Here is a 13,451-nt window from a genome sequence, read left to right on the forward strand (position 1 = left end):
GTATTGATTGAGAGACGGAATTCAGCAGAACGGGATTGGATATGACATCAAGAACAGGTGGTCAGCCCATGTCCGCCACCGATGAAACCGAGCTACGCTATCTGATTGAACGCCTGCTGGCCCGTACCAGTCTGGCTTCGGAGGGCCAGGATGAGCGCCTGGATGCGCTGGTGTCGGAGCTGCGCCAGTACCTGCGGGGGCGGGACCGTGACCTGGACATCCTCCGGGACTTCCAGGAGCGCCTGGACGATGAGCTCGAGCGCCTGGATGACCAGGTGGCCGGGGATGCCCGCCAGGCAGGACGGATCCTGGGCGAGTTGCTGTCGGCGGTAGAGGGGAATGACCTGTTCCAGATGGTTGGTTCCGACCTGAAAAGGCTGCGCAAGAAACTGGGACCTCGTGGATTGTCCCGTCAGCAACTGATTCCCTGGCTGGAGGGTTTCTGCGCGGCAACCGAGAAGGCCCTGGCCCACCCGACGCCGGGCAATGGCCGGGAGCGGGGGTTGCTGGACCGGCTTTTCAAGCGTGGCGACGAGGCAGTGGTGGATACCGGGCCGGACCGTCACAAGCCGAAGGCGGAGGACGAAGGGCACGAACTGGACACCGGGGCAGACGATCCCCTCACCACCGTGCTGGGAGACGGGGAGCAGCGCCTGCGTATTGCCCGTCGGGTGGGTGAACTGATGGAGCGGATCATGCAGCAGGTGGATCTGCCACCGGACACCCATAAGCGGGCGGTCCTCCTGAGATCACGCCTGTCCGACCTCCATGATTGGGACATGCTGCGCCAGAGCCTGGATGAAACCGCGGACCTGGTGATTGCCGTGGTCACCCACAGCCAGCGGGAGTTCCAGAGTTTCCTGCAGCGTCTCGATGAGCGGCTGTCCTCACTTCATGGCCATCTCAGTGACCATGCGGACGTTATTGAAGGACGGCGGACATCCGCCGCCGAGCTGGAGAGGGCTCTCCGGGCGGAACTGTCGGAACTGGGGGGCAGCCTGGAAACCAGCTCCGACCTGTCGGAATTGCGAACATCCGTGTCAGGTCACATCGAGCGGATCGCCCGGACCGTGGAGGCGTTCCGGACCCAGGAGGATCGGCGGGAGCAGCAGGTGTCGGAGCAGATGATGCTCATGCGGGAGAAGGTCGTGGCTATGGAAACCCATTGCGACCAGGTTCGTGAGCAGCTCGAGCGGGAACGGGCCCGGGCACTTACCGATATCCTGACCCAGCTACCCAACCGTGAGGCCTGGGACGAGCGGCTCCGGTTCGAACACCAGCGCTGGCAGCGGTATGGCCGCCCGGTTACCCTGGCCATGATTGATATCGACTACTTCAAGCGAGTAAACGACTCGTTTGGCCACAAGGCGGGGGACCGGGTGCTCCAGCTTGTGGCCAAGGCGATCCAGGAACGTCTGCGCTCTACGGACTTTCTGGCACGCTACGGTGGTGAGGAGTTCGTCGCCATACTGCCAGAAACCTCACCCGAACAGGCTGCCGGCATGCTGGATGAAATCCGCCGCCATGTGGCGGACATGCCATTCCACTTCCAGGGTCAGCCGGTCAGGGTAACCGTGTCCTCGGGCTTCTCCGGGTTTCGAGAGAACGTCGAACCCGATCTCATCTTCGACGAGGCGGACAAGGCCCTCTACCAGGCCAAGACCCATGGCCGTAATCGTGTGGAGTATGCTGGGGAGCTGGAACTGTAGTGAGACTGGCCCTTTTCCTGACCCTGGTACTGACTTTCCCGGCCATCCCCCATGTGGTGGCGGAGCCCGATACACCCTTGCCCTGGCCGGTGCTGGGCGCCGATGAGCTGGCCCTGGTGGAAAGCATTGATGAGATTGAAGTGGGGGTACGGGCCGGACAGACCCCGCTGGCCTTCGTGACGGCGGAAGGCTGGCTGGCCGGCACCTATGTGGACTATCTGACCCTGATGGCCGCCAAGCTCCGCATTGACCTTGACGTGACCTCCCTGGGTACGGAGCGGGTGGTGACGGAGGAACAGGGCGCTGACCAGCCGGACCTGCGGGTCAGCACGCGGCGGCCCGAGGAGTCTCAGGAGGATGGCTGGCTGCGGACGCAGCCATTCATGCAGCTTACCTATGGCATCTTTGCCGACCCCGGGGATGCCGGTATCCGCCGCCTGGCGGACCTCGAACGCCGGCGGGTGGCCCTGGTGGGCAAGGACAGCAACCAGTACGCACTGCTGGACTCGGTGGACAACTTCACCCCGGTGCCCGTAGCCACCATCAGCGAGGCGGTCAGCATGGTGCTGTCGGGCCAGGCTGACGCCTTTGTGGGGCCGGTGCCGGTGGTGTCGGATTACCTGCAGTCGGCACTGATCAACGGCGTTGGCCTGATTGTCCTGCTGGACGAACATCCGGTGGATGTGGTGCTGGAAGTCAGGGAGGAACGGGCCGAACTGATTCCTGTCCTGAACAGCACCATTGAGGCCATCAGCCATAATGAGCACCGGGGGATCCGCTCCGCCTGGTTGCCCGATCCGGTGGTGGAGCGGGATACCTCGGAGGGTCTGGCGCTAAGCTCCATCGAAAGGGAGTGGCTGCGTCAGCACGGCCCCTTGCGGGTGGCCTATCGGGAGAACTGGCCTCCGTTCGAGTTTACCGAGAACAACAGCCCCCGGGGGCTGGTTCCGGACCTGGTGCAGAGACTGGGGGCCAGCCTGGGGACGGATGTTCAGCCTCGTTCCGTTTCCGACTGGGCCACGGCGGAGAAGATGCTGCGCAACGGCGACATCGACATTCTCCCGGCGCTGCCCCGCACACCCCGACGGGAAGAGGATTTCCTGTTCACCAGGGCCTACCTCACCCTGCCCATCGTAGTGGTCATCCGTGAGGATGGCCGGTTTATCGGTGACCTGCGGGAACTCCGCCAGGAACGGGTGGGGGTGGTCAGCCAGCACGCCGCCCACGACTACCTGCTGATCAACCATCCAGACCTCAACATCTTCCCGGTCAATACCGTCCAGGACGGTCTGCTGGCCCTGTCCAACGGTGACCTGGATGTGATGGTCACGCATATTCCCGGGGTCAGCTACACCGTGGCCAAGCTGGGGCTGTCGAACCTACGAATCACCAGCATCACTCCCTATGAGTACGAGTTCCGGATGGCGGTGAACCGCAAGCGGGGCGACCTGGTGCGCATCCTCAACAAGGGGCTGGGCAACATCGAGACCGCCGAGAAGGACGCCATCTACAACCGCTGGGTGTATCTGGATATCGAGCAGGACCGGGACTATACCGCCATCAAGCGGGTGGTGCTGATCGCGGTGGTCGTGGTGCTGATCTTCCTTTACTGGAACCGCAAGCTATCCCGGGAGGTGGATGAGCGCATCCGCTCCGAACACGCCCTGCGGCGCAGCGAGGACGAACTGCGGGCCGCCAAGCTCGAGGCCGAGCGGCTGGCCCGGGAGGCGGATAGCGCCAACCGGGCCAAGAGCGAGTTCCTGGCCAACATGTCCCACGAAATACGGACCCCCATGAACGCGGTGATCGGCTACAGCGACCTGCTCAGCAAGACGGTGACCGATCCCCGCCAGAACCACTACCTGGATGCGATCCGTGCCAGCAGTCGCAGCCTGCTGATGCTGATCAACGACATCCTCGACCTGTCCCGCATTGAGGCGGGCAAGATGCGCCTGGAGTTCGGTCCCGTGAGCCTGCGCCGGATGTTGCAGGACGTGCGGCACATCTTCGATCTGCGGGCCCGGGAGCATAATGTCAGCCTGGAGGTCAGCGTGGCGCCGGATATGCCGACGGGCATGGTGCTGGACGAGACCCGACTGCGGCAGGTGCTGTTCAACCTCGTGGGCAATGCCATCAAGTTCACCCATGAAGGCGGGGTGACCCTGCGGGCGACCGTGTCCGCCATGGAGCAGCGGGATGACCAGGAGTTCTGTCGCCTGACCATTGCGGTCACCGACACTGGTATCGGTATCGCGGACGACCAGCGGGAGCGCATCTTCGATGCCTTCGAACAGCAGGAGGGCCAGAGCAGCCGGAAGTACGGTGGCACCGGCCTGGGCCTGGCCATCAGCCGTAAGCTGGCGCGCATGATGGGGGGTGAGCTCAGCGTCGAGAGTACCCAGGGACAGGGTTCCACCTTCACCCTGGTGCTGCCTGAGGTACAGGTGGTCCCCATGGCGGAGGAGCCTGAAGACCAGCCCCAGGCCCGCCAGGCGCCCATGACAGAAACCCTCGACATGCAGGAGCGGAGCTGGCTCAAGGAACAGTTGCGGGACGATTTCGGTGACGAGTGGCGTACCGTCCGGGAAAGTGGTGATCCGGAGCAGATGCGTTATTTCGCGGCGCGGGTACTGAGCTGGGGCCAGCGCTATCGGTCACGGGCAGTGACCCGTTATGCGGAAAAGCTGATGGCGGATGTGGACGCCTTCAACCTGGATGCCATCAACAGCGAGCTGGAAGCCTTCCCCTCACTGCTGGGCAATGCGCCGCAGTCCGACGGGGGCGATGCCTGACGGCGTCAGGGCAGGCAGTCGTACTGATAGTCGCGGTCGAACGCCACGCTCACCATGTCGTACCCCTGGTGGGTGAGGTCCTGGATCAGGTCCAGGTTGCCCAGCAGGGTGGTGCAGATTTCGTGGACCCGGGCTACCTGGGTCTCGCGGTTGGCATCCTGGCGGCTGCGGAAATCCACGATCAGGTACTTGCGATCGACGTTGGAGGCCTCCGGAATATCGGCCCGCTCGACACTGTCAAAACCAATGTAGGTGAGTTCATCCTGCGGAAACAGCCGGTTCATCAGCATGTCGATATTCTCTGCCGTGGCCGCCAGTGGCGTCAGGCCGATCAGCAGGCCTGCGGCATAGCTTAGTGAATGGTGAGCCATTCCGGATCTCCTGCAGGGAGTCTTCCCTGTTACATTCTGTTACGAAAATTATCGCAGAAAAAGTATGGAAGCATCGGCAAAACAGGCCGCATTTTTCAACTTTTCACAAATGCGCCGTCCAGTGTCCCGGTTGGACCATGCGATACGTGCCAATTCCGGGCCCGGGGCGCCAGGGAGCCTCTGAATAACTCCTTGCTTGCTCAGGCTTTCAGGCTGGCCCACAATCTAGGCGTGATTTCGAAGGTGTGTGTCCACCCATCGAGAAATTGCAACGACGAGTGTGGGCCAGCCTGAAAGCCCCGGAGGGCGCGACCTGAAAGGCCCATCTGCTGCGCTTTGCCGCTAGGAAAGGGAACCACCCTGACCGTCGCGACAAAACACAACAGCTGAACCTTTCAGGTCACGCTGAGCAGGCAAGGAGTTATTCAGAGGCTCCCTAAACTACATCAAGAAACCGCATCCGTCATGGTGTACGGGCGGACAAAGGGCAACCGTAAGGATCAGGACATGTTTCAGTTGATTTTCCGGGGCGAGTGCCAGCCCGGCACCGACGTCGAAACCGCCCGCAACAATGCGCGTGCACTGTTCAAGGCGTCCGTTGAGCAGGTGGACCGCATGTTCAGCGGACGCCCGGTGGTGATCCGCAACCGGCTGGAAGAGGATCAGGCCGAGAAATACCGCACCGTGCTGGCCCGACACGGTATGGTTGCCTATGTGGAGCCCATGGCGGACAGCAAACCGGTCAGTCCACCGCCGTCACCATCGCCTGCCCCAGAGAGGGTGAGCGCGGGCGAGCCTTCGGCAAAGCCCGCTGAAACCGCCTCCGGTGAACCCGCCGCGTCTGGCCCGGGGCCACAGGTGGAACCCGGTGATCGTCTGCCGGTGGCGGGCGACCGGGTGGATACCCTCCTGTCAGGCTCCAGCCTTGGCCTGGAGCCCGCCGGCACCCGTCTCAGCGAGGAGCGGCACGACCCGGAACCGATGTTCGAGCACCTGGATGAGTGGAGTATTGCCCCGGCCGGGACGGACCTGGGCGTCAAGCGGGAAATCCCGCCACCGGTGGTACCGGATGTCAGCCATCTGTCGCTGGCCGAGGATCCGGACGATAGGGACTCCGCCGACTAGGAGTCTGCGCGGTAGAAATCTCGCCAGGCGATCGCAGCGGTAAGATTGCTACCGCGCAGACCCCCAGGTTGTCCCGGAACAGGACCATTATCAGGGAGTGACATTGTGCCCCACCTCGTCCGTCTGTTGTTCGCCGGCCTTGCCATGCTGGCCATCTCCGCTGTTGTCCCCGTGGTCGCCCAGGAGGCTGCCTTGCCCACCACGCCGCAGGATAAGGACAGGCCGTTGGTGGGGCTGGTGCTCAGTGGTGGCGGGGCCAAGGGCCTTGCCCATGTCGGGGTATTGCGGGTGCTGGAGGAAATCCGGGTGCCGGTGGATATGGTGGTGGGCACCAGCGCCGGGGCGGCCGTGGGTGCCCTCTATGCCCAGGGCATGACGGTGACGGAAATCGAGGATCGGTTGCTGGAGATGGACTGGGTGTCCAGCTTCCGGGATAACCCGGGGCGCCGGTACGAACCGGTGCGTCGCAAGGAGGACAACTGGCGCTTTCCCATCCGTCCCGGGCTGGGAGTGGGGCTGGACGGGTTCCGGGTGGGGCGAGGCCTGATTTCCGGTCAGAATCTGGGTTTCATCCTCAATGAACTGACCGAGGATGCCGCACTGGTGCGGAGCTTCGACCAGCTTCCCATTCCGTTTCGTGCTGTCGCCACCGATCTGGAGACCGGTGAGGAGGTGGTGCTGTCCGACGGCAGCCTGGCCGAGGCCATTCGCGCCAGCATGAGCATTCCCGGCGTCTATGCCCCGGTCCGCCATGATGGCCGCCTGCTGGTTGACGGTGGTGTAGCCAACAACCTGCCCGTCAGCGTGGCCCGGGAAATGGGGGCTGAGGTGGTGATCGTGGTGGACATCTCGGACAAACCGGGGGAGGGGCCGTCCCTGAACCAGGCCTTTTCCGTGGTCAGGCAATTGACCACCCTCATGACCCGCCGCAGCGTGGAAGAGCAACTGGCCTCCCTGACCCCGGATGATGTGCTGATCAGCCCTGACCTGACCGGTCTGGGGTCGGCGGATTTCTTCCAGGTGCCCCTGTTGATGGAACTGGGGGCAACTGCCGCCCGTGACCAGTCTTCAGCCCTCAACAGATTGTCGGTAGGCGAGGAACGCTGGCGTAATGAGGCCGCCCTGCGCACCGAGCGCAGTTTCCAGCCGGGGGTGATCAGCCAGGTGGTGATCCGTCAGGACAGCAGACTGTCCGACCGTTTCCTGCGCGACCGGATTCGTCAGAAAACCGGAGAGCCCCTGGACCAGCAGAAGCTTGAGGAAGATCTGAAGTGGATCTATGGCCTGGGCTATTACGAAACCGTCAGTTACAGCCTCAGCCCGGGGGATGAGGGCACCGTGCTGGAAATCCTGGTGCGGGAGAAGAGCTGGGGGCCGAACTACCTGAGTTTCGGTCTGGGCTATGAGGAAAATTTCGAGAGTGATACCCGGTTCAATGTGGCGGCCTCCCTGCGCATGACCGAGCTTAACCGCCTTGGCGGGGAATGGCAGACCGGCCTGCAACTGGGTACCCAGCCCTGGGTGAGGACGGAATGGTTCCAGCCGCTGGACTACGGCTATCACCGGTTCCTGGTGGCGGGCGCCGAGTATGAGAAGGATCGATACAGTGTGTTCGACCAGGACGGTGACCGGAAGGCGGAGGTGGATGTGTCCAGCCGGCAGGTGGATCTGGCTCTGGGGGCCGATCTGGGTAGCAACGCGGAAATACGCTTCACCGTGGAGCGGGGCTATGCCCGGGTGGATGATCGTGTCGGCGACAGCCAGGCCACCGGCGACCGTATTGACCAGGGGAGCTGGAACCTGCGTTACGTGTACGACTCCCTGGACGACCCCTTCCTGCCGGAAAGTGGCTCCTTCGCTGGACTCCGGGGTCGTTTCGAGCGTCCGGGCCTGGGGGCGGACCGTGATTTTGATCAGGCGGTACTGAGACTGGCCAGTGCCGGTAGCCGTGGTGACTGGGTCGTGTCGGGGGAGTTCTTTGCCAGTGTTGTGACCCGGGGTGAGGCAGGTATCGAGAACAGTGTGGTGCTGGGCGGCTTCCGTCGCCTGTCGGCCTATGGCCAGGGTGAGGTGACTGGCCAGGATGCGGTCATTGGCTCGGCGGTGGCGTACCACAAGTTCGGCGGTCCCATCGTGCCCTTCTTCCTCGGGGCGGGTGTCGAGGCTGGCAACGCCTGGGAGGATATTGGTGACGCCGAGCGGGACGACCTGCTTACCTCCGGCACCATACTGGCCGGCATGGACACGGTGATCGGTCCGATCCAGGCGGCCCTGGCTTACAACAACGATGACCGCTGGGGCATCTACCTGAACGTGGGGTATTCGCTGCAGCAGTTGTTTGACTGATCACGGTCCGTCGGGCCCCGGCCCCGCTACAGCAGGGGCGCCATCAGCCGCACTGACCGGCAGGCCAGCCGGAACAGCAGGGAGCGGTCCTCATAGTCGGCCCGTTGCAGCACCCGGCTGTTTGCCAGGTCCGCCTCCAGCATGGCTTCCACCTCGGCCACGAAATCGGGTGCGGTGGACAGGGCCGTAATCTCGAAGTTCAGTCGCATGGACCGGTTGTCCAGGTTCGCCGTTCCCACTGCCGCGTAGCGATTGTCCACCAGCACCACCTTCTGGTGCATGAAGCCTGGCAGGTACTGGCAGATGCGGATGCCGCACTCGTTGGCGCTTACCAGGTAGGAGTAGGCGGCCAGGCCGATCAGGATGTGATCGGACTTCTCGGGGATCAGGATGCGCACGTCCACGCCGCGCATGGCCGCCAGTTGCAGGGCATTCATCACCTGGAAATCCGGCACGAAGTAGGGCGAGGCAATCCAGATCCGTTCCCGGGCGTTGTTGATGCAGTTGAGGAAGAACAGGGTGCAGGTTTCCCACAGGTCTGCCGGACTGCTGGGCAGCACCAGCACCTGCTGATCACTATCGCTGGCCCGGTGAGGCTGCCAGCTCAGCGTCGGGTTCTCCTCGGCGGCCCAGTTCCAGTCCTCCAGCCAGGCCAGTTGCAGACCCAGCACCGCCGGGCCCATGATGCGGCAGTGGGTATCCCGCCAGGTTTCCTGGTGATGGTCCTTGCCCAGGTACTCGTCACCCAGGTTGATGCCGCCCACGAAACCCACCCGACCGTCGCAAACCAGGATTTTGCGGTGGTTGCGGAAATTGATCTGCAACCGACGCCGGCGCACATTGCCGTTGCCGAAGGAGATCACGTGGGCCCCGGCGCTCTTCAGGGCGTTGAGGTAGCGGCCGGGCAGGGACAGGCTGCCGATGTCGTCGTAAAGGAAGTAGACCCGGACGCCCTGGGCCAGCTTGCGCCGGAGGATGCTGAGGATGCGTTCCCCCACGCGGTCGGAACGGACAATGTAGAACTCCAGCAGGATGTATTCCGTAGCGTTCTCCATGGCATCAAACAGTGCCTCGAAGGTGGCGGAGCCATTGCGCAGCAGGGTGCAGTAATTGCCACCGGTAAACGGTTGTCTGCCAAGCTTGCACAACACGCCCAGTTCATCCGCGTTGCCGGGATAGTCCACCGGGTAGGGCACCCCCTCGGCCTGCTGCTCGTAGCGGGTGAGCAGGGGCTCCAGGGTACGGTCGTTCAGCCGTCTGGCCCGCACGTAGCCCGAGAAACGGTTGCGGCCGAACAGCAGGTACAGGGGAACGGCAATCCAGGGCATGCCGATCAGGCTGATGATCCACGCGATGGCGCCCTGGGCGGTCCGGTAGCTGAGAAGCGTGCGGTAGACACAGATCAGGGCCACGCCGTAGAGCGCTGTAACCACAATGGCCAGCAGTGAAAAATCCAGCATGTACTGTACTCTTGCAAACAGACCCTGCAACAATAGCAAATTGTGAGACTGAGCAAACTGTGAGCCTGCCCGGCAGAAAGTCACGCAGGCGTCTTCCAGAAGCAGAAAGAGGTATCAATGAGCGTCAGGCTACACCATCGGATCACCGGCGAAGGCGAGCCACTGGTATTGCTCCACGGGCTGTTCGGTTCCCTGGAGAACCTGGGGGGCGTCAACCAGAGACTCCAGGACGGATGGCAGGTGCACGGGCTGGACCTGCGTAACCATGGCCGTTCAGCCCATACCGACACCATGGATTACCCGGCCATGGCGGAGGACGTAGTGGCCTATCTGGATGAGCAGGGTATCGACAGGGCCTGCCTGCTGGGGCACTCCATGGGCGGCAAGACCGCCATGCAGGTGGCCCTGACGTACCCGGAGCGGGTGAAGCGCCTGATTGTAGCCGACATTGCCCCGGTCACTTACCATCCCCGTCACGATGCCATCCTGGAGGGCATGAAGAATCTTGACCTGTCCTCGGTCAAGTCCCGGAGCGACGCCGACCAGGCATTGCAGGAGTACGTGGAGGTTCCGGAAGTCCGCATGTTCCTGCTGAAGAATCTGGTGCGGGTCTCTGCGGAAGAGAAAGCCGATAACCCGGACACGTTCCGCTGGCGCCTGAATCTGCCGGTCATCGACGCCTGCTACCAGAACCTGGCGGATGCCCCGGAGGGGGAAGGCCCGTTCGAGGGACCGGTGCTGTTTATCAAGGGGGCGGAGTCGGCCTATATCCAGCGCAAGCACCGGGAGCGCATCGATACCCTGTTTCCGACCGCCCGCGTTGAGGAGATCGAGGGCACCGGTCACTGGCTGCATGCGGAGAAGCCGGATGAGTTCGCCCGCCGGTGCCGGGATTTCCTGACAGCCTGACTGCATCGCCATGTTCACCGGTACAGGAACCGTTCCATGAAATGGCTGCTGATACTGTTGCTGATCACTTTTGTCGTCCTTGGCGGTTTCCTGCTGAGTCCGTCACCCATTGAGAGCCAGGGCTGGCAGCCGCCTTCGGCCCCGGCCATGACGGGGGCGCTGTCCCCCAATGAGCGTCTGAAGCTGTCGGATATCCTGGCCAGGGGACACCTGGAAAATCCCGAGGATACCGCCATGGACGCGCAGGGCCGGCTCTACACCGGAACCAGTGATGGCTGGATCATGCGGATGGCGGATGGCGGCAGCGGCGAGCCGGAACGCTGGGTGGACACCGGTGGCCGTCCGCTGGGGCTGGTCTTCGACAAGCAGGGCAACCTGATCGTGGCGGACGCCCGGCGGGGGCTGCTGGAGGTGTCTCCCTCCGGCCAGGTGCGGGTGTTGACCCGGGAGGCGGAGGGCCTGCCGTTCCGCCTGACCGACGGTGTGGACGTGGCGGCAGACGGGGTGATCTACTTCACCGATGCCAGCTCAAGGCACTCCCTGGCCAACCACCAGCTTGACCTGCTGGCCATGCGGCCCAATGGCCGTTTGCTCTCCTACCATCCGCGGACCGGGCAGACCCGGGTATTGTTGCGCAACCTCTATTTTGCCAATGGAGTGGTCGTCTCCCCCGACAACGATTACCTGCTGGTGGCGGAAACGCCCCGCTACCGATTACTGCGTTATTGGCTGACCGGGCCGGAGCAGGGCCAAGCGGAGGTCTTTGCCGACAACCTGCCGGGGTTTCCCGATAACCTGGATGTGGATGGCCGGGGCCGCTACTGGGTGGCCCTGCCCGCACGCCGGCGGGCGACGCTGGATCTCCTGCATCACCAGCCCTGGCTGAAGGATGTGGTGGCCCGCCTTCCCGAATCCCTGCGCCCGGGCCCCGGCCGGTACGGCCTGGTGCTGGCCCTGGATGGAAACGGCGAGGTGATCACCAGCCTGCAGGATACCCGCGGGGATTACCTCTGGGGTCTTACCTCCGCCCGGGTGCATGACCATGAGCTGTTCTTCGGCAGCCTGTACAGCAACCGTCTCGGTCGGTTGCCCCTGTCCGCCGTGCCGGGCCTGGAAGAAGCCGAACCGTCCGCAGCCAACGACTGAACTGAAGGAGCAACCGATCCATGAAAGACGACAAGGGGGCCGACCTGGCCTGGGACCTGCCCAACCCCTTCACCCTGGACATCCATGTCAGCGATGATGATACCGACCGCCTTGGCCACGCCAACAACGTGGTGTATGTGCGCTGGCTGGAGGATATCAGCTGGGCGCACATCGACAGCGAGGGCATGACCTGGGCCCTGCATGAGCAGACTGGCAAGGCCATGGCCATCACCCGTACCGAGATCGACTACCTGGCGTCCGCCAATGCCGGTGACCATCTGGTGCTGGGCACCTGGTTCACGGATTTCGATGGCCGCATCCGCTCGGCCCGGCAGTTCCAGCTGATCCGCCCGGCGGACGGCAAGACCCTGGTGCGGGCGGTGTCCACCCATGCCTGTGTGAACATGGCATCGCAGCGGCCGTCGCGGGTGCCGCCGGAATACGCCGAGATATTCCAGCGTATCCGGGTGGACGGGGGTTATACCTTTGCAGGGGACGCTGGTTGAATGGGTTTCTGCTAACCTGAAGTGTCAGGGCCGTCCGCAAAGGGAGGCTCGAGCCCCGGTCCTGGCCGGGCAGTTATTTTGCTCCGGGTTACCGGTTGGGAGGCAGTCATGGATCCACGAGCAGTCACGACCATGAAACACCTGGTTTACCACCAGTTTGGTGAACCCGATGTGCTGACGGTGGAGGACGCCCCGGTGCCGGAACCCGGGCCGGAGGATGTACTGGTAAGGGTGGCGGCCGCCGGCCTCAACCCCATCGACTGGAAGACCCGTCGGGGCCTGGGTTTCGCCGCCCGCCAGATCGAAAACCGGTTGCCCTGGACTCCGGGCTACGACATGGCCGGTGAGGTGATCGCGGTGGGGGAGAAAGTGGCCACCCTGGTGCCCGGCGACCGGGTCATGGGGATGGTCGGATTCCCCACCAGCGGCGGAGCCTGCGCCCAGTTCCTGGTGGTTCCGTCGGCGGACCTGGCCATTGTGCCGGAGGAACTGGAGCTGCTTCCGGCCGCCGGGCTCCCCCTGGCGGGCCTGACGGCCTGGCAGGCACTGTTCGATGTGGGCGAGCTGGAACCCGGCCAGAAGGTGCTGATCCACGCCGGCGCCGGCGGGGTCGGCCACCTGGCGGTCCAGTTTGCCCTGGAACGTGGTGCCCATGTTATTGCCACGGCGTCCGCGGACAACCGGGACTTTCTGGCCGGTCTGGGCGTGCACGAGGTGATCGACTACCACCAGGAGGATTTCGCGGATGAGTGCTACGGCCTGGACTTGGTGCTGGACCTGGTGGGCGGCGACACCGGCAAGCGTTCCCTGCATACCCTCAGCGAGCACGGCGTGCTGGTCACCATCCCCACGGTAACCGCGGACGAGATCGTCAGTGAGGCGGAGCGGATGGGCCTGAAGGCCCACGGCATGACCGTACGGCCCGATGTGTTCCAGCTTGAGGAAATCCTGGAGCTGATCGAGGACGGTGACGTCAGAGTCCATGTGGACGGTGTGTTCCCGCTGTCGGATGCAGCGGCGGCCCACCGGCTGCTGGAAGGCGGCCACGTTCGCGGCAAGCTGGTGCTGGACCTTCGGGAAGACTGAG

At 63.6% G+C, this 13,451-nt stretch carries 10 protein-coding genes; 8 read left to right on the forward strand and 2 right to left on the reverse strand.

Going from position 1 to position 13,451, the window contains the following annotated elements; all coding sequences use genetic code 11:
* The first annotated feature begins 41 nt into the window (after positions 1 to 41).
* Both ACJO2E_RS19855 and ACJO2E_RS19860 read left to right on the forward strand, forming a co-directional pair.
* On the forward strand, positions 42 to 1,709 hold the full coding sequence (locus ACJO2E_RS19855) for a diguanylate cyclase (protein ID WP_406966138.1): 1,668 nt from the start codon (positions 42 to 44) through the stop codon (positions 1,707 to 1,709).
* Positions 1,709 to 4,501, forward strand: coding sequence for an ATP-binding protein (locus ACJO2E_RS19860; RefSeq protein ID WP_406966139.1), 2,793 nt, complete (start codon positions 1,709 to 1,711; stop codon positions 4,499 to 4,501). The genes ACJO2E_RS19855 and ACJO2E_RS19860 overlap by 1 nt, the downstream gene beginning before the upstream one ends.
* 5 nt (positions 4,502 to 4,506) lie before the next feature.
* Here the strand turns inward: ACJO2E_RS19860 and ACJO2E_RS19865 are convergent, their stop codons facing one another.
* Positions 4,507 to 4,872 (reverse strand): hypothetical protein, encoded by a 366-nt coding sequence (locus ACJO2E_RS19865; RefSeq protein ID WP_406966141.1) that lies wholly within the window; start codon positions 4,870 to 4,872, stop codon positions 4,507 to 4,509.
* A 507-nt stretch (positions 4,873 to 5,379) separates the two neighbouring features.
* On the opposite strand from ACJO2E_RS19865, the gene ACJO2E_RS19870 reads away from it, so the two are divergent.
* Entirely contained in the window at positions 5,380 to 5,997 is a 618-nt protein-coding gene (locus ACJO2E_RS19870) for a hypothetical protein (RefSeq protein WP_406966142.1), read from the forward strand.
* 105 nt (positions 5,998 to 6,102) lie between these two features.
* Entirely contained in the window at positions 6,103 to 8,343 is a 2,241-nt protein-coding gene (locus ACJO2E_RS19875; protein WP_406966143.1) for a patatin-like phospholipase family protein, read from the forward strand.
* A 26-nt stretch (positions 8,344 to 8,369) separates the two neighbouring features.
* Here the strand turns inward: ACJO2E_RS19875 and cls are convergent, their stop codons facing one another.
* Positions 8,370 to 9,803, reverse strand: coding sequence for a cardiolipin synthase (gene cls / locus ACJO2E_RS19880; protein ID WP_406966144.1), 1,434 nt, complete (start codon positions 9,801 to 9,803; stop codon positions 8,370 to 8,372).
* A 117-nt stretch (positions 9,804 to 9,920) separates the two neighbouring features.
* On the opposite strand from cls, the gene ACJO2E_RS19885 reads away from it, so the two are divergent.
* The 4 genes from ACJO2E_RS19885 to ACJO2E_RS19900 all read left to right on the forward strand — a co-directional run bounded on the left by ACJO2E_RS19885 (position 9,921) and on the right by ACJO2E_RS19900 (position 13,450).
* Positions 9,921 to 10,712 (forward strand): alpha/beta fold hydrolase, encoded by a 792-nt coding sequence (locus ACJO2E_RS19885; RefSeq protein ID WP_406966145.1) that lies wholly within the window; start codon positions 9,921 to 9,923, stop codon positions 10,710 to 10,712.
* Between the two features lie 36 nt (positions 10,713 to 10,748).
* Positions 10,749 to 11,858: an SMP-30/gluconolactonase/LRE family protein gene (locus ACJO2E_RS19890; protein WP_406966146.1), complete on the forward strand. Its 1,110-nt coding sequence runs from the start codon at positions 10,749 to 10,751 to the stop codon at positions 11,856 to 11,858.
* A gap of 20 nt (positions 11,859 to 11,878) precedes the next feature.
* Positions 11,879 to 12,364, forward strand: a complete 486-nt coding sequence (locus ACJO2E_RS19895; RefSeq protein WP_406966147.1) for an acyl-CoA thioesterase — start codon at positions 11,879 to 11,881, stop codon at positions 12,362 to 12,364.
* Between the two features lie 108 nt (positions 12,365 to 12,472).
* The gene (locus tag ACJO2E_RS19900; RefSeq protein ID WP_406966148.1) at positions 12,473 to 13,450 is read left to right on the forward strand and encodes an NADP-dependent oxidoreductase; all 978 of its coding nucleotides are present in this window, start codon (positions 12,473 to 12,475) and stop codon (positions 13,448 to 13,450) included.
* Position 13,451: the final 1 nt, after the last annotated feature.

Origin of the sequence: Marinobacter shunpengi (assembly GCF_045449695.1) — a bacterium.
In the GTDB taxonomy this organism is placed as follows: Bacteria; Pseudomonadota; Gammaproteobacteria; order Pseudomonadales; family Oleiphilaceae; genus Marinobacter.

Bases quoted from the DNA above. Each gene is read 5' to 3' on its own strand.
- ACJO2E_RS19855 (WP_406966138.1), top strand. From the start codon at position 42: ATGACATCAAGAACAGGTGGTCAGCCCATGTCCGCCACCGATGAAACC.
- ACJO2E_RS19865 (WP_406966141.1), bottom strand. From the start codon at position 4,872: ATGGCTCACCATTCACTAAGCTATGCCGCAGGCCTGCTGATCGGCCTG.
- ACJO2E_RS19870 (WP_406966142.1), top strand. From the start codon at position 5,380: ATGTTTCAGTTGATTTTCCGGGGCGAGTGCCAGCCCGGCACCGACGTC.
- cls (WP_406966144.1), bottom strand. From the start codon at position 9,803: ATGCTGGATTTTTCACTGCTGGCCATTGTGGTTACAGCGCTCTACGGC.
- ACJO2E_RS19885 (WP_406966145.1), top strand. From the start codon at position 9,921: ATGAGCGTCAGGCTACACCATCGGATCACCGGCGAAGGCGAGCCACTG.
- ACJO2E_RS19890 (WP_406966146.1), top strand. From the start codon at position 10,749: ATGAAATGGCTGCTGATACTGTTGCTGATCACTTTTGTCGTCCTTGGC.
- ACJO2E_RS19895 (WP_406966147.1), top strand. From the start codon at position 11,879: ATGAAAGACGACAAGGGGGCCGACCTGGCCTGGGACCTGCCCAACCCC.
- ACJO2E_RS19900 (WP_406966148.1), top strand. From the start codon at position 12,473: ATGGATCCACGAGCAGTCACGACCATGAAACACCTGGTTTACCACCAG.